The sequence below is a fragment of the Streptomyces sp. NPDC048297 genome, assembly GCF_043201585.1.
Taxonomy (GTDB): Bacteria; Actinomycetota; Actinomycetes; order Streptomycetales; family Streptomycetaceae; genus Streptomyces.
This window is the reverse complement of the sequence record NZ_JBICZA010000019.1, coordinates 72,833-91,206: the sequence shown is the minus strand read 5'-3', so window position 1 is coordinate 91,206 and position 18,374 is coordinate 72,833. Positions and strand designations below refer to the sequence as shown.

At 67.2% G+C, this 18,374-nt stretch carries 14 protein-coding genes and 1 tRNA gene; 8 read left to right on the top strand and 7 right to left on the bottom strand.

Annotated elements, in window-relative coordinates; all coding sequences use genetic code 11:
• Positions 1-21: 21 nt before the first annotated feature.
• The 3 genes from lysA to ACGFYV_RS21850 form a co-directional block, all read right to left on the bottom strand.
• Entirely contained in the window at positions 22-1,413 is a 1,392-nt protein-coding gene (gene lysA / locus ACGFYV_RS21860; protein WP_393880072.1) for a diaminopimelate decarboxylase, read from the bottom strand.
• Between the two features lie 59 nt (positions 1,414-1,472).
• Positions 1,473-2,627, bottom strand: coding sequence for an ArgS-related anticodon-binding protein NrtL (gene nrtL / locus ACGFYV_RS21855; protein ID WP_393880071.1), 1,155 nt, complete (start codon positions 2,625-2,627; stop codon positions 1,473-1,475).
• Positions 2,628-2,761: 134 nt separating this feature from the next.
• Positions 2,762-3,331 (bottom strand): PleD family two-component system response regulator, encoded by a 570-nt coding sequence (locus tag ACGFYV_RS21850; protein WP_393880147.1) that lies wholly within the window; start codon positions 3,329-3,331, stop codon positions 2,762-2,764.
• Positions 3,332-3,528: 197 nt separating this feature from the next.
• Here ACGFYV_RS21850 and ACGFYV_RS21845 point away from each other — a divergent pair.
• The 3 genes from ACGFYV_RS21845 to ACGFYV_RS21835 all read left to right on the top strand — a co-directional run bounded on the left by ACGFYV_RS21845 (position 3,529) and on the right by ACGFYV_RS21835 (position 5,866).
• Positions 3,529-3,600: transfer RNA gene (locus tag ACGFYV_RS21845), tRNA-Arg, on the top strand.
• Between the two features lie 591 nt (positions 3,601-4,191).
• Positions 4,192-4,812, top strand: a complete 621-nt coding sequence (locus ACGFYV_RS21840) for a hypothetical protein (RefSeq protein ID WP_393880070.1) — start codon at positions 4,192-4,194, stop codon at positions 4,810-4,812.
• Positions 4,813-5,200: 388 nt separating this feature from the next.
• The gene (locus ACGFYV_RS21835; RefSeq protein WP_393880069.1) at positions 5,201-5,866 is read left to right on the top strand and encodes a hypothetical protein; all 666 of its coding nucleotides are present in this window, start codon (positions 5,201-5,203) and stop codon (positions 5,864-5,866) included.
• Between the two features lie 234 nt (positions 5,867-6,100).
• Here the strand turns inward: ACGFYV_RS21835 and ACGFYV_RS21830 are convergent, their stop codons facing one another.
• From ACGFYV_RS21830 to ACGFYV_RS21820, 3 genes are all read right to left on the bottom strand, one after another.
• Entirely contained in the window at positions 6,101-8,485 is a 2,385-nt protein-coding gene (locus ACGFYV_RS21830; protein ID WP_393880068.1) for an FAD-dependent monooxygenase, read from the bottom strand.
• 81 nt (positions 8,486-8,566) lie between these two features.
• On the bottom strand, positions 8,567-9,163 hold the full coding sequence (locus tag ACGFYV_RS21825) for a transposase (RefSeq protein WP_393880146.1): 597 nt from the start codon (positions 9,161-9,163) through the stop codon (positions 8,567-8,569).
• On the bottom strand, positions 9,160-9,699 hold the full coding sequence (locus tag ACGFYV_RS21820; RefSeq protein WP_393880067.1) for a winged helix-turn-helix domain-containing protein: 540 nt from the start codon (positions 9,697-9,699) through the stop codon (positions 9,160-9,162). The genes ACGFYV_RS21825 and ACGFYV_RS21820 overlap by 4 nt, the downstream gene beginning before the upstream one ends.
• A gap of 154 nt (positions 9,700-9,853) precedes the next feature.
• Between ACGFYV_RS21820 and ACGFYV_RS21815 the strand changes: the two genes are divergently transcribed.
• Positions 9,854-10,447 carry a hypothetical protein gene (locus ACGFYV_RS21815; RefSeq protein WP_393880066.1) on the top strand — a complete coding sequence of 198 codons (594 nt, stop codon included), beginning with the start codon at positions 9,854-9,856 and terminating at the stop codon, positions 10,445-10,447.
• Positions 10,448-11,725: 1,278 nt separating this feature from the next.
• Here ACGFYV_RS21815 and ACGFYV_RS21810 read toward each other — a convergent pair.
• Positions 11,726-13,408 carry an ISAzo13 family transposase gene (locus ACGFYV_RS21810; RefSeq protein WP_393880145.1) on the bottom strand — a complete coding sequence of 561 codons (1,683 nt, stop codon included), beginning with the start codon at positions 13,406-13,408 and terminating at the stop codon, positions 11,726-11,728.
• A gap of 274 nt (positions 13,409-13,682) precedes the next feature.
• Between ACGFYV_RS21810 and ACGFYV_RS21805 the strand changes: the two genes are divergently transcribed.
• The 4 genes from ACGFYV_RS21805 (at position 13,683) to ACGFYV_RS21790 (ending at position 18,034) form a co-directional block, all read left to right on the top strand.
• Entirely contained in the window at positions 13,683-14,246 is a 564-nt protein-coding gene (locus tag ACGFYV_RS21805) for a hypothetical protein (RefSeq protein ID WP_393880065.1), read from the top strand.
• A gap of 91 nt (positions 14,247-14,337) precedes the next feature.
• Entirely contained in the window at positions 14,338-15,282 is a 945-nt protein-coding gene (locus ACGFYV_RS21800) for a CehA/McbA family metallohydrolase (RefSeq protein WP_393880064.1), read from the top strand.
• A 44-nt stretch (positions 15,283-15,326) separates the two neighbouring features.
• Positions 15,327-15,890 (top strand): hypothetical protein, encoded by a 564-nt coding sequence (locus ACGFYV_RS21795; protein ID WP_393880063.1) that lies wholly within the window; start codon positions 15,327-15,329, stop codon positions 15,888-15,890.
• Between the two features lie 119 nt (positions 15,891-16,009).
• Positions 16,010-18,034, top strand: a complete 2,025-nt coding sequence (locus tag ACGFYV_RS21790; RefSeq protein WP_393880062.1) for a hypothetical protein — start codon at positions 16,010-16,012, stop codon at positions 18,032-18,034.
• Positions 18,035-18,374 lie beyond the last annotated feature (340 nt).

The window sequence follows — 18,374 nt, the reverse complement described above, 5'->3', positions numbered from 1 at the left end:
CTCGGTGGGGCCGGCGCCGGCTCAGCCGACGTCGAGACGCAGGAGATCCTCCTCCGTCTCGCGCCGCACGATCACCTTGGCCCGGCCGTCCTTCACCGCGACGACCGGCGGCCGCAGCACGTGGTTGTAGTTGCTGGCCATCGAGCGGCAGTAGGCACCGGTGGCGGGTACGGCGATCAGGTCGCCAGGCGCCAGGTCGGCCGGCAGGAACGCGTCCTTGACCACGATGTCCCCGCTCTCGCAGTGCTTGCCGACCACACGGGCGAGCATCGGCTCGGCGGTGGAGGTCCGCGACACGAGGGCGACGCTGTACTCGGCGTCGTACAGCGCGGTGCGGATGTTGTCGGACATGCCGCCGTCGACGGAGACGTACGTGCGCAGCGCGTCGAGCGGCTTGATGGTGCCGACCTCGTACAGCGTGAACGCGGTGGGACCGACGATCGCGCGACCGGGCTCGACGGAGATCCGGGGCGTGGCCAGCCGGGCGTTCTCGCACTCGCGCGTGACGATCTCGGTCAGCGCCTTGGCGATCTCGTGCGGTTCACGGGGGTCGTCGTCACTCGTGTACGCGATCCCGAGCCCGCCGCCGAGGTCGATCTCGGGCAGCTCCACCCCGTGCTCGTCACGGACGTCCCTCAGCAGCCCCACCACACGGTGCGCGGCGACCTCGAACCCGGACATGTCGAAGATCTGCGACCCGATGTGCGAGTGGATCCCGATCAGTTCGAGCCCGTCGAGCTGCAGCGCCCGCCGCACGGCCTCCGCGGCCTGTCCCCCGGCGAGCGGGATCCCGAACTTCTGGTCCTCATGGGCGGTGGCGATGAACTCGTGCGTGTGCGCCTCCACCCCGACGGTGATCCGGATCTGGACCTTCTGCCGCTTCCCGCGTGACTGCGCGATGTGCGCGACCCGCACGATCTCCTGGAACGAGTCGAGCACGATCCGCCCGACACCGGCCTCGACGGCCCGGGTGATCTCCTGGACGGACTTGTTGTTGCCGTGGAAGGCGATGCGCTCGGCGGGCATGCCGGCGGACAGGGCCGTGGCCAGCTCGCCGCCGCTGCACACGTCGAGATTCAGCCCCTCCTCGTACAGCCAGCGCACGACGGCACGCGACAGGAAGGCCTTACCGGCGTAGAAGACGTCGGCGTCGGCCCCGAAGGCGTTGCGCCAGGCGCGCGCACGGGCCCGGAAGTCGGCCTCGTCGAGGATGTAGGCGGGGGTGCCGAACTCCTCGGCGAGCCGGGTGGCGGGGATCCCGCCCACGGTGACCACACCGTCGTCGTCCCGTACGACGGTCTGCGCCCACACCTTGGGGTCGAGGGCGTTGAGGTCCGCGGGCGGGGCCGAATAGTGCCCCTCGGGGAGGACGTCGGCGTGACGGGGCCCGGCGGGGTGTGCGGAACGGCTCATGACGTTGGCTCTCAGACTCTCTGTGTCTCTGTGGGGCGCATGGCTTCCTTCTCCGGCCCTCAGAGGTGTTCGGGTGCGTCGATGCCGAGCAGGGACAGGCCACCGGCCAGCACCGTCCCGGCGGCTTCGGCAAGAGCCAGCCGGGCCCGGTGGGCGGCCGAGGGTTTCTCCTCGCCACACGGCAGCACGCAGGGCAGCAGCGGCATGACGGCATCGGCGAGGGTGACGAGATGCCGGGCAAGCCGGTCCGGGGCACGGTGGGTGGCGGCCGCGACGAGAGTACGGGGGTGGGCGGTGAGGGTGGTGAGGAGGGGGGTGAGGGTGGTTGCGGGGGTGGGGGGTAGGGGGCTGCGGTGGGCGGCGGTGGGGTGGGGGGTGCTGGGCTGGGGCGCGTCGACGGGGGCGTCGGGATCTTCGTGGGCGACGGGGTCGACGGGGTCGGGGCCGAGGTACAGGTCTCCGGGCTCGGGGCCGAGGCGCAGGTCTCCGGGCTCGGGGCCGAGGCACAGGTCTCCGGGCTCGGCGGCGAAGCCGAGGCGGGCGGCGCTGCGGGTGAGGGCTCGGGTGCGGGCGTGGGCGTACCGCACCCGGAACAGCGGATTGCCCTCCCGCTGCACGAGATGGTCGGCGCTGATCCGGGGCCGGTCGTGCGCGGCGGGGTGCAGCAGGGCCCACTGTGCGGCGTCGGCCCCGAGCGGCGCGGGATCCTCCGGCGCCGGCACGGGCCGCAGGTTGACGGGCTCGCCGTGCTCGATCTCGACGCGCCCGCCCTGGGTCGCGACGATCCGGGCCACGGCGTCGGCGACGACCTCGGCACGCACCTCGTACGGCACGCGCAGCACGACGACCTCTCCGGCGAGCGCGTCCCCGTGCCCGTACCCGGCACCACGCTCACGGATCTCCCGCACGACGCCGGCCGCGAGGTCGTCCCGCTCACTGAGGCTGATGTTCAAGAACCCGGGACCGGTGACCACGACGTCCTGGATCCCCTCGGCCTCGACGAGGAAAGACCGCAGAATCTCGGCCACGCGAAGCGGCGGCTGCCCGGCCGGCCCCGCCAGTCGCAGGGCGACATTGGTCGCGAAGTCCCCGCACCCCCCGGGCCCCGGCTCGGTCACGACGACCCGCTCGGGAACGGCCGCATCCAGCTCCCCGCCGTCCACGGCACGATGCACCGCGTGCAGCACGGTGCGGGAGAGCTCAACGGGTGTCACGGGACAAGCGTAGGGGAGGAGGGGGGTGGGTAGGCGAGGAGGTTTACGACAACGCGGAACATACCCCGCGCAAACGGCCCCACCTCAAAGCCCCAACCGCCCCCGCGCACCCTCCCGACTGCCTTCCCGGGAACCTACCCCCCGAAGACCACCCCACCGGCAACCTCACCACTCACGTCCCGCCCCTCCCCCTGACCACCACCGCTACCGGCGCTGCCACCGTCCCCCTCACCACCGTCTCCATCACCGTCCGCACGGTCCGCTTCGTCAATACGGTCGATGCCGTCGGTGCTGTCGATGCCGTCGACACCGAGACCGACGCCGAGGTCGAGTTCGGGGTCGACCCTGCTCCGACGGCGCATCAGACTCTTGACGAGACAGACGAGTTCGGCCGGCTCGAAGGGCTTGGCGAGGAAGGCGTCGACGCCGACGTCGAGGCCGGTCTCGACCTCGTACTGCGTACAGGCGCTGATGATCGCGAGGGGAAGATCGCGCGTCCGCGGATCGGCCCGGAGCCGAGCGGCGGTCCGCAGCCCGTCGAGCCGCGGCATCACGACATCGAGGGTGACCACATCGGGCCGCACCTGATGCACCACGTCCAGACACTCGGCACCATCGGCGGCGGTCACGACCTCGAGCCCTTCCAGCTCAAGATTGACCCTGATCAGCTGCCGGATGACCTTGTTGTCGTCCACAACAAGCACCCGACCCGACGCGCCCGGCACAACTCGAGAGTAGGTCCGCACCGGCCACCGCGTCCGGCTTTTCCCCACTTCCACCCCCTCCAGTCGACCCACCCCTCCCCTCCCCTGCTCCCACCCCCCAAACGCGTTCCTGATCACCCCGGAAGACCTGCTAGGGTTCTACCCGTCGCCGCAAGCAACATCCCAGCGCCCGACACGCCCCCGTAGCTCAGGGGATAGAGCAACGGCCTCCGGAGCCGTGTGCGCAGGTTCGAATCCTGCCGGGGGCACCTTGAATGAGGTGCCCAAAGACCCCGTCACCAGCGGAAACGCTGAGGATGGGGTCTTCGCGTATGCGCAGCCGTACGCGGACCGAAGCAGCCGTATGTCGGGGTCTATGGACTATTTGTAGACAGAATCTTGAGGCTTCTACGCTGGCAATCCCCCCGAAATGGTGAGATCCCGGGAACCTCCGTCGAGTCCCGTGTCCCGTCTCCCCACACCGTGCTCGGCGACGAGGCACCCTCGTCGTCTCCTCTCCGCGCGCTCCACCCGCCACGGAATCGTTTTCGGGATTCGCTGGCAGCCGACCGCACTTGAGGTTCGTCCGCGCCACGCCAGAACAGCGCGGCCCCACCGCCTACGACGCCCATGGATGAACCGCAAGGCCCGGGTGGGGGCGCCGTAGGCAGCGTGAACACGATCGAGTAGGGTCCCGCCGCAGTGATCACTGGGGAGGGGTGCTTGTCGTGAAGGTGGATGGCCGAAGACTTGTTGCCGCGAGTGTCGCGGTAGCTGTGAGCGGGGCACTTCTGTCCGGGTGCGGGCCGCGAGCACTCGAGGGGAAAGCGCGAAATACGCAGGGGCCCGACAGCGCCGTGTTGTCCCAGGCGCTCTCGTTCCGCTACGTCGGCGACTCCGGTGTGGACGAGACCATGAATCAGCAGCTGGTGATCAAAAATGACGCCCCGGACTCGTTGGCCCCAGTCCTTTCCTTCAAGGCTCTGGACAAGAATGATCACGTGCTGCCACACGTCAAGGTGAGCACGGTGTATGGAAGCGACCGCGGCAACCTGGTTGTGCCGTACGGGACGAGCATCGACATTCTGCGGTTCTCCGGTCAGAGGGAGCATGACGTGGCAGATGTCCGGGTGACGGTGCAGGTTGCGACCAAGGTTCAGATCCCTGCTGGTCCACACGATGTGGCGACTCAGGCTCTGGACAGTCACGGGCGCGAGATCGAGAAATTCGAGCGATTCTCGGCAGTCGGACTGACCAACGAGGATGGCTTCCCCGTCTTTGTGCGGATCGCCTACATCCTCTGGGACCAGCCCTCCAAGGGAGTCACACAGCAAGCCGTCGAGGTCACCCCCATCGGCGGGCTGACGTTTGTGCCGGCCCACGGCACTGCAGTAGTGAAGGTTTCCGGGAAGGCCGCCGCAGCGGTGGCACGCAACTCTTATGGCCCGGCAGTGAGCATCAAGGCCTACAAGTCGAAGTAACGCCGAAGGCCTGCGGTGTCCTCCTGCTCATGAGGGGCACCGCAGGCGCTTGCGTGAACCTGCACAGCGGCAGTTGGGCGCGAGAGCACGCCCGGTACTCATCCGTACTCACGCAGCAGGTCCTCGATCCGGCGGTTTGCGACCTCCTGCCTGCCGTCGGTGCACTTGGCTTAGCGGCTCAGCAGAACCTCGACGCTGTACGGGGTCTTCGTGATTGTGCAGGCGTGTGTCGCTCGGAGCGGGCGTATGTCGGGGTCTGTGGACGAGGCGTAGACGGGATCTTGGTCCATCGCCACAGGTGAGAAACGGCCTTCACCGCCCCTGTGTCTCCTGGGAAAGCCTCCGGGCAGGAACCTGACGTGTCGGAGGCGTGCGCTTGGATGAGCGGGTGACCGTTCAAGACGTTGCTCGGCAACTGCCCGACATAGCCATCGTCCGTGAGCACTGTCGTTCCATGGCCATCCTGGAGGCGGTCCTGAGCCCTGAGTGGGCGAACCGCTGCCACTCCTTCAACGACCACTGGTCCGAGGCGGAGTCGATGGCTTCGATGCGGAACGGGTCGGGCGACGAGTACTCGATCGTCTTCTCGACCGCCGGTGCCTACGTCCGAGGGTTCGATCACGAATCACCGATGAGCCCCTATGCGGAGGACGGACCATGGCCCGGCGTGCTGGACGACGTTCCCGACGTCTTCCGGCCGTGCGTCGAGGAGCCGGCGTTCTCGGATGAGGAGGGGATGCCTCTCATCACCGTGTGCATGTGGCGAGAGACGGGAGACGACGACTGGAGAACAGGGACGATCGACTTCCCCGAGGAGGGAACGGAGGACCCGGACGGCGCCGGGTACCTCTTCCAACTGTTGGTGGACCGCTCGCCGGAAGCCTTCCAGCGGTGGGCCGAGGACTACTACGAGACTCCGGTCCAACTGGGGGCTGTTCGTCACGTCTTTTCTTCCGGTCCGCTGACCGAAGGAGTGGTCAGCGCGTTGAACCCAGAGATCACCCTGGCCGACCTCGCCGAGGACATTGCAGAGATCGGCTATCCCTTGGGGTGAGTCATTCGGCAACAGCAAGGCCCCTCGACGCGGGGCGGTTGCCAGGAGCCTCGAAAGCGGGCAGGGGTGTCACTCGTAGTCGCGAAGCAGGTCCTCGATGCGCCGGTTGGCGATGTCCTGCCGTCCGTCGGGGTACTTCGCCCAGCGGGGCGTCGGGGCGTGACGCACGGTGCGCGGGTGCTCGGACCGGGTAGGTCCCGGACCGGGTAGTCGCTGCCAGATGTCGCCTGCGCGTCAGGAGGGTACCACGGGCGCGTCCCAGTCGATCCGGTATCGGTGCGTCCAGCCGAACATCTTCTCCGGTGTCAGGAACGTCCGCGTCGCCAGCGGCATCAGCAGGGCCATGATCTTCGTTGCGACGGGGCCCATCGACTTCTGGCTGTTGGTTCTCGCGGCCTGGGCCGCGACCTTCTCCACCCGGCCCCGCCTCAGCTGCTCGTACGTCGCGAAGGCCGCGCGCACGTCGGGGATGTCCCGCAGACACCGCGCCAGTTGCACCGCGCTCTCCACCGCGAGGGACGCGCCCTGTCCGGAACTGGAGGACGGCGCGTGGGCCGCGTCGCCGACCAGGACCATCCAGCCCCGGTACCACTTCGGCACCGAAGGCAGGATCTCCATCCCTCCGAACGTGAGCAGTTCGTCGTCGTCCGTGCCCCGGAGCAGGTCGCGGCCGGGCACGTCCCCGGCGAACTTCTCCCGCAGAAACCGCATCCATGCGGCCGACGGCGTCGCACGGGTCTGCTCCGCGCTGAGCGGCTCGTCGTACGGCAGGTTGCCGAACCATGCGGTGCCTCCGCCGGGCACCGGCCAGTAGCCGAGGAAAGCATGCTCGCCGAAAGCGAAGTACATGGTGTCCGACCGCGCCTGAGGAACCTCCGCCTTCGAGTACGCACCGAAGCCGAGCAGGCCGGCGTACCGGGGGCCGGGCGCCGCCGGGTCGATCAGCTGCCGGACCGTCGACCGGATGCCGTCGGCCCCGATCAGGACATCCGCGGTCACCCGGGTCCCGTCGGTGAACTCGGCGCTGACGCCCGCCGCGGTTTCCTCGACCCCGACCAGCCGCTTGCCGTACACGGTCCGTACGCCCGTTGCGGCGGCCCGCTCGCGCACCGCCCGGTACAGGTCGGCACGCCACATCACCTGGCTGGGCGGCAGGCCCGTCAGACCGCCGAACTCGGCCATCCGTCGGCCCTGTCCGTCGGTCATGGCCATGCGGTGGATCGGCTGACCGGTCAAGCCCTGGTCCACACCGACGACTTCGAGAGCGTTGAGCCCGTTCGGTGCGACCATCAGCATGCCGCCGATGCCGTCCGCGGTGTTCTCGTAGGCCTCGTAGACGGTCGCCTCTCGACCCTGGGCAGCAGCAACTCGATCACCGCCCGAAGGCATGGTTCGGGCGGCCGTTGTCCGACGGCGTTTTCCTGGTCGGGGTCGCCCTGAGGCGTGACCTCGGGGTCGAGGTCGGCACCGGGTTCGAGCGGACTCGCACGCGGATGAGCAGCACGCTCTCAGGGGTGCGCGAAGAGACGTGGGACGTTGAGTGTCTTGTCGCTGTGAAAGGGGTCCAGGCCGATATTCCGGGGCCTCTTCGAAGGTGAAGAGGGGTTTGCCGCTGTGGGCGGGGGTTTCGGCGAGGGAGATGGCTTCGGGGAAGTGGGCGAGGGGGAACGGGCGGCCTTGGGGGATGGTCAGTACTTCGTCGGTGACGAGGTCGCGGACCTCGCAGAGGGCGCGCAGGGCGTCTGGAGGCGAGGCTGTGCCGAACCAGCGGTTCAGCCAGAAGCCGCGGACTGTTTTGGTCTCGTAGATGAGTGAGCGTGCCTGGAGTGGGAGCGTGAGCGCGGCAGGGTCGGTCTGGCGGTGGGTGGAGAGTGCGCCGTAGACCACGAGTTCGCCTCCTGGAGACAGCGCCTGGGAGACCTGGGCGCCCACGGGGCCCGCGACGCAGTCGATGGCTTTGCGGACGCCGGCTGGGCCCGCGATGTCGGCGACGCGCCGCACCAGGTCCTCGTCCTCGGTGCAGATGACCTCGTCACCGCCAAGCGCTTTGATCTCGTCGACGGCAGCGCGGCGCCGTACGACATTGATCGTCGGAATGCCCAGATGCCTGGCCAGCTGGATGACGAGCCGGCCGACGGTGGAGCCCGCGGCCGTCTGCAGCAGCCATTCGCCCGGCTGTACGTCGAGTTCGCGGGTCACCAGGAGCAGTGCGGTCAATGGGTTGACGGCGAGTTGGGAAGCGGTGGAGTCGCTCAGGCGGGGAGGGACCGGAAGGAGCCTGTGCTGGTCGGCGACCAGGTATTCCTGCCACGTTCCGTCCACGCTCGGCCCCGGTACCGCCGGGACAGCGGCGACCACCACGCGGTCGCCGATCGCCAGTCCCTCCGTGTTCGGGCCCAGGGCCTCGATTCGGCCCACGCATTCCATGTTGCCCCCGACCGCGGGGAACTCGGGGGAGAAACCGTAGCGGCCACGCAGCACGTGCAGATCGCTGGCGTGAACCGGAGTCGCCCTCACACGGATCAGCGCCTGGCCGGGTCCCGGCGTGGGAACGGGGCGGGTTTCGAGTCGTAAGACATCGCCGGGTTCGCCGACTTTTTCGGCTACGAGCGCGCTCATGGATCGTGGCGTCGACATGAGATCCCTCCCTCAGTCTCGCCCGGCGTCGGCCGACGGGGCAGCGACATCGCCACGCCCAGTCTATTGCGTGATCGGATCACCGCGCGCGTTACTGACCTTTTCGGATTGGCTTCGGATTGGCTTCGGGTGGTCTGAGATGAGGGTCAGTGCGGTCTCGGTGAGGCAGCCGTCAATGAGTTCGGGATGGCGCTGGAGGTGGGCAAGTCCTCGGCGGAGGGTGCGGGTGAGGTGTTCGGGGTCGGTGAATGCGGTGTTGGCCATCGGCCCGCGTCGAAGCAGCGACCAGATGCCTTCCACGGGATTCAAGTCCGGTGCACAGGAGGGAAGGTGGATGACGGTGAGCCATTCGTGGTCGGCTGCGTACTTCCATTTTCCGGCGGCACAGTGAGTGTTCAAGTTGTCTCGGACGACAATGATCGGGGCGCCGAGTTGCAGGTGTGCGCGGACCAGGAGGTCGCGGTGGTCCTGCCAGGCGAGGCTCTTGCGTGCTCCTTTGAGGAGTGGGTGGAAGCGGGGGCGGTAGATCAGCCGGGACCTTTCGCCGGGTCGGTAGCAGCACATCGCGGCGATCGAGATCCGTCGCGGGGACCGTCCGCGCACTCTGACCACGGGAGTCTGTCCGCGCCGGCCCCCTGTGCGGGCGTGTGGCGGCGTCATCGCGAACCCGGCCTCGTCCTCGAAGACGATCCGGGCGTCGAGTGCCGCCGCGGTCCTTCCACCTGCGGCCACACGTCCTTCTTCCAGAGCTCGACCGCGTGTTCGTCGCGTTCCGGCGCTCGGCGGGCCGGGCTCTGCCAGGACCAGCCGTGGCGGTGCAGGAGTCGCCGCACTCCCGCGATGGAGCAGTTGATCTGGAACTGTCGGCCGATCAACGTTCTGACGCGTTCCGGTGTCCACCACTGATCTTCCCAGCCGTGTGCGGCCGGACCTGTGGCCAGCTCTTCCTCCGGACTGGCGAACCGTTCGTCCGACAGCTTGGGTAACTTCGCAGGTCCCTTGGATTTCAGGCCGGCCATGCCGCCTTCACGCCAGTCGTGGCGCCGGCGCTCCACCGAACGCTCGCTCACCCGCAGGTCCTTGGCGATGTCCGAGGTTCTGCCACCCCGTGCGAACCTCTCCCCGGCCTCCAGACGGAGCGCCTCACGCGCAGCCCGCCGCTCAGCGGTCAGGCCCCCACCCTCCGCATACCGCATGACACCGGCATACCGCAGGGATCACCCACCGTCACCACCCGAAGCCAATCCGAAAAGGTCAGTAACCGTCGCCGCGCAAGAAAAAACTGCGACGCTGGAGGCAGAGCGCCCCACCGAACGACTCTTGGCAGCGGCAGTACACTCGATGCCGGCCATGGTGATGCAGAAATTTCACAATCTGCGCGGCGACACTGCGGTGCCCCATACCTTCTATGAGCTAACCGGGACAGGGCGACACCGCGTAGTGCGCCTGACCCCCGACCTGCTTCAGTTGGCACAGTCTGAGCAAGCTGCGGGTTTGGCTGCCGAGCTGGGAGCGCGTTGGAGCATCGTGGAGAGTTCCTTCGCGGCGGGCATCGGCCGCAGCCTGATCGAGAACGGCGTCACAGTCGATTGGGACACACTCAAGATCACCGACAAGCGCCGCCGCCGCTCGGTCACCGGCATTATTGAGGCCACGGCCGGCTTCCAACATGGCCGCTGCCTGATCTGTAGTGACATCCTGGCCCCAAGTGATGCCATAGCCGTCGACCACGTTTTTCCGTTCTCCCTGATGCGCCGCTTCGACAGCATCGGCTCCTGGCACGGACCAGACCTGGACGCCCTGTGGAACCTCGCCCCGGCACACGCCGCCTGCAACGGAGCGAAGAGTGATCGGGTGCCCAGCGCGGTGGAACTTGCCCGTCTGGGTGCCCGAAACGAGGCAATCATGCAGTCCCCCATCCACTGCACCGCACCCTACAACTGACCCTGAAGAGTTCCCTGAGCGGTCGGCAAATATCCTCGTGGTCAGAGTTCTTGGCGGCAGTCCAAATGACATTCTGAAAGACGCATCAAATTGCAAGCTGTGATCATTGGGGGCGCGGCCCACACATTGTTTGTCCACATGAGCGATGATCCAGGTCCGGGCCGTGTGGAACGATTGTGGCACGCGCTGAGCGACCGAGCGCCCAGGGGCGAAACTACACCGCCAGACTAGAGTCTTGACTATCTAGATCTCTGCTATTCAGGTCAAGCTCAGATGCAGCTCGCAGCTTCGGCCAGTCTTGCCACGCCTCGATGCAGGAAGACTGAGAACCGATAAGGAATCTGATAGGTACCGTTGAGCCAGAGATGACTGCGCCGGTAAAAATGATCTGCTTGCGGCGGATTGGGGGCATGCCCTTACCAGCCAGAATGTTTGGGATTCACATCACGCATTCTCGCCCGCGATAGTCTGTGTATGAAAACGATCGCCGACCAACTGAATCGCCCGAGTAGCCGACAGGGCTGAATACCATCGGATAAATGCCTGATTGTTCGATCAGGTCGAGGAAGTCCCCTATCGCCCTAATGCATCGATTCATCTCCTCGGCGTTGGGGAAGTCATCCCGCCGGTGTTCGAGCCGATTCCTAACGCCCGACACCTGCCCCAGTTCAAGAATCTTCGTGGCTTCACCGAGGTTAACTAGAAGCTTCTCCTACGACTCCTTACTTAGATTCAAAAATGGTAGCTTACAGGGGAAGGCGAAACGAGTAAGGTCGGTCTTCTGAGCGTAACTTGGCATTTCATCCTTGCTGCGCAGATAACTTTCTTTACGGTCCATCTGCGTCGATAGGTAATCGCGAAGGCGCGAGAAGCCGGAGGTGAGCGGGAAAAGAGTATTCAGGCCTTCCGGCGAGTAGATTACCGCATCACCTCCCCGAGCGGGCACCTGGTTAAGGACGTGCGCCATTTGCGTTCGGGCTTCCTTGGCAAGGTATGCAAAACGCGGGTGAGCGGCCCAATGATCGTACGTCAACGCCCATGCGCAATAAGATAGGGCGGCATCCAGAGTATGCTCCAGAGAAACGAACAAATTCGACGAATGACTTCGAATCCGCGACCGATCCATTGACTGGCTGGATTGGTACAACTACCACCGACCCCACACCGGCATCAGCGGCCAAACCCCAGCCGTGTCACCAACCTGTCCGAACAGCACACCTAGGGCCGTCTCTCTGCCGGACTTGCGGCAACTGAGCAAACGTAAGGGCCTGCGGATCATTAACTCGCTGTCTTGATCTCTGCAGGGACGGTGATCCCTGCCGTGTTGGCGAGGCGGTGGAGGTCGTCGAGGGCGGCGAGGTGCTGGTCGGCGGGTTGAAGGGTGTGTCCGGCTGCGTCGAGGAGCTGGCGGATGTCGCGGATACGCCGGTTGATGGTGAATGGAGTGACGCTGAAGAGGCGGGCGATGGCGACCTGCGGGAGTCCGAGCCGCTCGTGGAGGAGGGTGGCCAGGAGCCGGTCGGCGAGTGTGAGCATGGGGCGGCGGCCGGTGCCGGGGGCCGTCAGCCGGGGCCGGTTGCCTCGCCGTTTGTTCAGCTGTCCTTCCCGCTGGTCTTCATGGAGAGCGGTGAGCGTGGTGATCAGCGCGTCCCACTCCTGGGCCGGCATTCCGGTCAGGCCGGGGTGGCAGAGCCAGGCGAGGTCGGGGCTGGGCTGGTCGAAGGGGTCTGGGGCGTCACTGATCTGGGCATACGCCTCGGGCTGCAGGGTGTAGTTCCAGTCTCCGTGCCACTCGTGGCGATGCAGGGGCAGAGCGTCCATCTGCCGGTTACCGATCTGGACTCCGGTCTCGTAGGCGTTGGTGTCGAGTTCGGCGTGCACCCTCAGCCCGGTGCGGGTGGTCGTCGCGGCGATGCTGTTCACGATGACTTCATGGCTCGTCAGCGGCCTGCCGCGCCAGTTCATGGTGATGTGGGAGAACAGCCGATGCTCCACTTTGTTCCATTTTGAAGTACCTGGAGGAAAGTGACAGACGGTGATTTCCAGGCCGGTCTCCAGGGCCAGGGCGGCGAGTTCGGCTTTCCAGGCCCGGGTAGGGTAACCATTCGAGCCGCCCGCATCCGCGGTGATCAGAAGCCGCCGAGCGTGCGGATAGGCGCCTCGCCCTTGGCTGTTCCACCAGCGGCGGATGGACTCCACGGCGAACGCCGCGGTGTCGTGGTCGGTACCCACGCTGACCCATCCGGTGTTCGCGGCCGGATCGTAGATCCCGTACGGGATAGCCTTGCCCAGCTCCGGGTCCGGGAAGTCGTGTGTCCGCACCCGAACCGGCTCACCTTCGCGGTGCCACTCGCCGCCGGCGTTCTTGTAATTGCCGACCACTTCCTTCTTCTTGGTGTCGACACTGACCACCGGATCCCCGGCGGCCTGGTGTTCCTTGGCCCGTTCGTTGATGTATCGGAACTGGCCGTCGCGGTCCGGGTGTTGCCTGCCCTCGATGGTCTTGGCATTGCCCTGGAGACTGAAGCCCTCCTCACGCAGCAGGTCGGCCACAGTCTCCGCCGAGATACGGTGTCCCTGCCCGGTCAGCTCGCGGGCCAGGTGACGGGTCGACTTCGTCGTCCAGCGCAGTGGCGACATCGGATCGCCCCGCATGTCCGGCTCGACAAGAGCCGGCAGTGCGGGCCGCAGTCCCGGATCGAGTTCTACCGCGCGCTTACGGCCTCCGCCTACCCGGCGGACCCGCTCCAACGGAGCCACCCCGGACTCCAGTTCAGCCACCCCGCGGGACACAGTCCCCTCACGCACCCCCGCTGCGCGGGCCACCTTCCGGATCCCGCCGTGCCCCAGCGATCGAGCCTCCTCCCCCATGGCCAACCGGCGCTGCCGCTCATCCAAGTGCGGGAACAACGCCTGGAACTTCGCGGCCAGAGCCGCTTCAACCCCCTCCAACATCCCCATACCACAACAACGACGAGCAACCAGGGAAGCAACGACTTGTTTCTCCGCAGGCCCGTACGGGCCCGAGCTGCGACAACCCGCAGCTCGGGCCCCTCTCAGCTCGGAGACGGCACATTGTCCGAGGCGAGACGCGCCGTGCCGTGCCGCCAAGTCACCTCAACCCATGCAGAATTCCGGCCAGATTCTCCGGGGTCTATACGGAGAGAGGTCCGGACAGGCAGACTCGCCATGTAGACCCCGGAGAACCAGGTAAGAATCTGCTGGAAGGCCTCCAATGAAGATCACAATTGAGGGCGCGAGCGAGATGTTCGCCGAGAAGGTGCTCGCCCTCGCGGCACAGCAGGGCGCGGAACTGACCGTCGCCACCGTCGATACCGGCTGGACCGTCGACCGCGCCGAACGCTACCTCCGCTCCCTCCCCGCCGGCGCCCGCCGGTTCGCCGAGATGGTCGTGGTCGACGGCGGCGGCTACATCGACGCCAGCCAGCTGCGCCAGGTGCTGGGCAAGCTCAACGGGCCGACCGTCGCACTGTCCCGCGCCATCCCGCGCGGCGTGCGCGAGGGCTGGTGGCCGGAGGGGACCAGCGCGCCCATCAGCCCGGTGTGGGACCCGGACAACCCCAGCTGGCACAAGAACATCGCCTACCAGATGGCCAAGGAGAACGTGCCCGTCTTCCGGGCCGCCATCGCCCAACTCGCCCTCGCCAAGGGCGCCGCCGGATCCCTGGGCCTGAACCCCGGCGGCCCGGGCAAGACCATCGACACTGGGACCGTCATCGCCCCGGGCGCCGACGATGGCATGAACCAGTCTCGCCCCTCGCACCGTCTACCACGATGATCATCACGCTGGGGGAGAAGATCGTGCGTATCACCGTCCAGCTGTAACCAGGCTTGACGCAGACGACCGACACGTGCATGAAAGAGGCGCATTGACCAGCGAAGAACAGGTGGAGGTTCTACCCTTCGCCCGGCCGGGCCGGTTCTGGCGGGGCAACCTGCACACGCATTCCACCCAGTCCGACGGCGCACTGTCCCCCGAGGAGACCGCGCGTCATTACCGGGACGCCGGATATCACTTCCTGGCGATCACCGACCACTTCCGTGCCGAGTACGGCTACCCCGTGACGGACACCCGGTCGCTGCGCTCGCCGGGCTTCACGACGCTGACGGGTGCTGAACTGCACGCTCCGCGCACGGAGGCCGGACCGTCCTGGCACATCGTCGCGGTGGGCCTGCCGCTTGGCTTCGCACCGCCCGAACCTGGCGAGAGCGGGCCCGACCTAGCCCAACGAGCCCGGGATGCAGGCGCGTTCATCGGCATGGCGCATCCCGCGGCCTCGTTGCTCACGGCAGCCGATGCCGAGAGCCTGCAGGCGGCTCACGCGATCGAGGTCTACAACGCGCTGGCGGACCGCGAACATCGGGGCGACAGCTGGCACCTGACCGACATCCTGCTCAACCGTGGTCACCGGCTGCACGCGTATGCCGCCGACGACGCCCACCTGCAACCGCACGACCCTCCCCCCTGCGCCGCCTGGGTGCAGGTAAGGGCTGAATCTCTCGCCCCTGCAAACCTGCTGGCGGCACTCAAGGCCGGGCACTACTACTCCAGCACGGGCCCCGAGCTACACGACGTCCGCCTCGACGGTGGCCAGATCACGGTGCGCTGCTCACCCGCCAGGAAAGTGCTGCTCACCGGAGGAGCACCGGGAGCCCAGGTGAGAGAGGGCGAGTCACTGACCGAGTGCTCCCTGCCGGTAGCGATGTTCCACGACGCCGGGTACTGCCGGGTCACCGTCGAAGACGCCGCCGGCGGACGCGCCTGGACCAACCCGATCCGTCTGGCCCCGCCCGGTGCCGACTCCAAGTCCTGACTGTCCTCCATCCGGCACGCCGCCGAAGAAAGGATCTCCCCATCATGCTCTGGCCCGCGCTGCGCGCGCTCTCGCACGGCGAGCTGTCCTCCGACCAAATCCAGTGGCTCATCGACACCTTCGGCGTCGACGAGGCGCCCCGTACCGAGGGGCCGGGAGCCGCGCAGAGTATCGCGCACCGCTCGCTCACCGACAACGTCGGCGCCCGCCTCGTCCTGGACCTGGCCCGTACCGGCGAGAGCGGCTGGGTGTTCACCCTGTTCCACCAGGGACAGCAGCCCTCCCCCGGTACCGTGGAAGCCCACCGCTCGCTGTTCCGTGAGGCCATCGGCCGACTCGGTCTCACCCTGGTCGAGATCAGCCCGGCCGCCACCGCCGACGAGGTCCTGGTGGCGTCTGTCGAGGGCCCCGAGCAGGAGTCAGCCCTCGGCGCCCACTGGGCCCTGCCCGAGGAGCTGAACCAGGTGTGGTCGCACGTCGGCCTGCGTAAGGAGGCTCCCCGCGAGGTGAAGGAGGTCAAGCTCCGCGAGCTGATGAGCACCCCAGCCTGGACCACGGCTCCCGCGAGCCTGCGTGAGCAGGCCGAGGCGTTCTTGGGCAACGTCTGACATACCCGACGGGCCTGCCGCACCGAATTGCAACGAACAGTGACGACAACAGGGGGAAAGCTTTGAGTGAGGGGCGGATCACCGAGGCGAGCGGGACGAACAGACTCCCGCTGCCGCCAGTGGGCTCACCGCAGCGACTGGATCAGCAGGCCCTCGCCGAAGCTCTGCTGACCGACGACGGCCGTATCACCGACACGCCTGAGGCCAAGACTGTCGCCATCGAGGCCCTCGCCCAGCGGATGCGTTCCTCCACGCCCGCGCTCGTCCTTGCCTCGATGGGCCTTGTGGTCGGCAATAACATGGCATCTCACCTGGGCAACGGCCGCTACGTTTTGGTCCCATACAACGACCGGTATCCCTCCATGGGCGCCGACGTCCTCCACGTCGACGAACTCGACCTCTCAGATCCCCGTCACGCGGCGGAGAGGGTCCTAGCCATGGACTCCCCGCAGGCCGACACCTTGGTCCGCATGATCTCGGTCAGTGAGCTGATGGGGTCCTGGGCGTACGGATCCAACAACAACGTGCGGGTACTGGCACTCCAGCAGGCCGCCCAGGAGGAGTTTGGGCTCACCGGGGTGCTGGAGTGGCACATGAATGTAAAGACCCGCTTCGCCGTGAGCCTAGAACTGGACTACAACCGCGAGACACTGCGGGACTTTCTACGCACGCAGTACAAGATGACTCAAGAGGTCCTGACCGCCCGTGGCATCACCGAGGTGCTGTCCTACCGTGCCCTCAGCTGGCCGGAGGGTGCCCAGCGGCCAGACTGGGCGGTCGAACAGAACGTCGGCCAGGTCGTGGAAGCCCGTCAGCGGCCGCTGGCCAGTTGGTCAGCCGACCGCCAGGTCGTCACCGATTGGCTTGAGGAACGCCGCGGCAGCGGCGTGGTCCTGGCCGCCCGCATGCCCGCCCGGGACATCTTGTCCCTCCCCACGACCGGCATGGGCTACCTCGGGCAGAAAGAATGGGTGGCTCTGCCGGGCGACCACCAGGCCGTCCTGGACAGCATCGTCTCCCCCACCGCCCCGGCCGCCGCCACCGAACAGAGCGCGGCCGCCGCTGTCTCACTGGGCGCGCCCGCTCTGGCCGCCGCCGCGCGCAACCAGACGGCCGCGTCGATACCGGCACCGGACGCTGTCCCGCGATGGCGTCCACTGCCCATCACCCAGCAGCTCAACCCAGCCGACCCTCTCGACAACCGGATCACGCGGATCCTCGACGGCGCAGAACCAATCCCGAGCTGGTGGCCACAGGACGACTCCGGCTACACCATCGCCCGGCGCGACCTCGACTTCCTCGGGATCAGCCCGATCCAGATCAGGTGGCTGCTCACGGGTGAGGCACCCATGGGCATGACGCCGGAGCTTTACCAGCAGTTCTGCTCCGAGATGCTGGCGGCATTGGAACGTGACGGCATCGCCCCGTCACACGTCGACATCCGTCTGAAGGGCACCGGCGCCGGGTTCTTCTCCGGTATCCACAAAACGCTGCCGCGCGAGGCCGACCTTGCCGACAACTCGCTGGCTCTGCAGCGACTCAGGCAGTGGTTCGGCAACGACCCGAACCGTCCTCTACGACGTCCGTACGATGCGATGTGGTGCCTCGGCCTCGAGCCAGAGCCAAGCGACTTCGACCTCGACATCAACAGCACCGCCATCATCCGAGCCTCCCGCGAATACTGGCGTACCCACCAATCCGACAGGTACCCGGGCGACTTCATGGGCGGACACGGTTACCTCGACAAGCAGACCGTGACCGGGACCCTGCCGAACCTCGCCAAGTGGGCGAGGACATGGCAGAAAAGACTGGAACGACCCCTGTCGCTGGGCGTGTTCGAGTCCACGGGCCCCTTCGATGCCACCGTCCTCGGGCGGGCGCTCTCCTCCCACTTCAAGGACACCGACTGGATCATCCACCGGCCCGACACACCCATGGCGTGGCAAACCCCCAGATCCAGAATCAGCTCCGACGCCGCGGGACGAACAGGCATGCCTCGACCGTCCGCTGCTGCTGCCCGCTCCCGCAGCACAACCCGCCCGAGGCCCTCTCCCGGAACGGCAACGCCCAGCACGAGACCGGAGCGCTCAGCACCACGACACGGACCCGACGGTCCCGCACCCCACGGAGGACGAAGCAAGTAGCCCCTCGCCGGTCGGCCACATCGCCCGCGGCCCGAAATCCTCCGCGCCCGACGCGGGCCGAACCGCTCCGCAGCACGGCCTCGAAGGGCCGGAGCAGCGACGCGGGCGCAGCAGGTAGTCCGTCCAGCGCCGCTGTCTTCGACTGGGACTCGGCCACCGGGGTCCGGACCGCACGCGCCCGCCGGGGCGAGGACGCCGGTATGGGGCCGCGTAACACAGGCCCCTGACCCGGCCGCCGCGGTGTCCGACGTCTGGGGCGGCGTACCGCGCCGCAACACCCGCGTCACCGGCCGCGAGTCGCTTCTGAACAATGCACCGGCGAATTGCCTTCAGCGCCTCG

What these genes read in the sequence shown, in the direction of transcription:
- ACGFYV_RS21825 (WP_393880146.1), bottom strand. Translation starts at nt 9,163, where the DNA reads ATGACGCCGCCACACGCCCGCACAGGGGGCCGGCGCGGACAGACTCCC.
- ACGFYV_RS21810 (WP_393880145.1), bottom strand. Translation starts at nt 13,408, where the DNA reads ATGGGGATGTTGGAGGGGGTTGAAGCGGCTCTGGCCGCGAAGTTCCAG.
- lysA (WP_393880072.1), bottom strand. Translation starts at nt 1,413, where the DNA reads ATGAGCCGTTCCGCACACCCCGCCGGGCCCCGTCACGCCGACGTCCTC.
- ACGFYV_RS21805 (WP_393880065.1), top strand. Translation starts at nt 13,683, where the DNA reads ATGAAGATCACAATTGAGGGCGCGAGCGAGATGTTCGCCGAGAAGGTG.
- ACGFYV_RS21830 (WP_393880068.1), bottom strand. Translation starts at nt 8,485, where the DNA reads ATGAGCGCGCTCGTAGCCGAAAAAGTCGGCGAACCCGGCGATGTCTTA.
- ACGFYV_RS21795 (WP_393880063.1), top strand. Translation starts at nt 15,327, where the DNA reads ATGCTCTGGCCCGCGCTGCGCGCGCTCTCGCACGGCGAGCTGTCCTCC.
- ACGFYV_RS21815 (WP_393880066.1), top strand. Translation starts at nt 9,854, where the DNA reads ATGGTGATGCAGAAATTTCACAATCTGCGCGGCGACACTGCGGTGCCC.
- ACGFYV_RS21820 (WP_393880067.1), bottom strand. Translation starts at nt 9,699, where the DNA reads ATGCGGTATGCGGAGGGTGGGGGCCTGACCGCTGAGCGGCGGGCTGCG.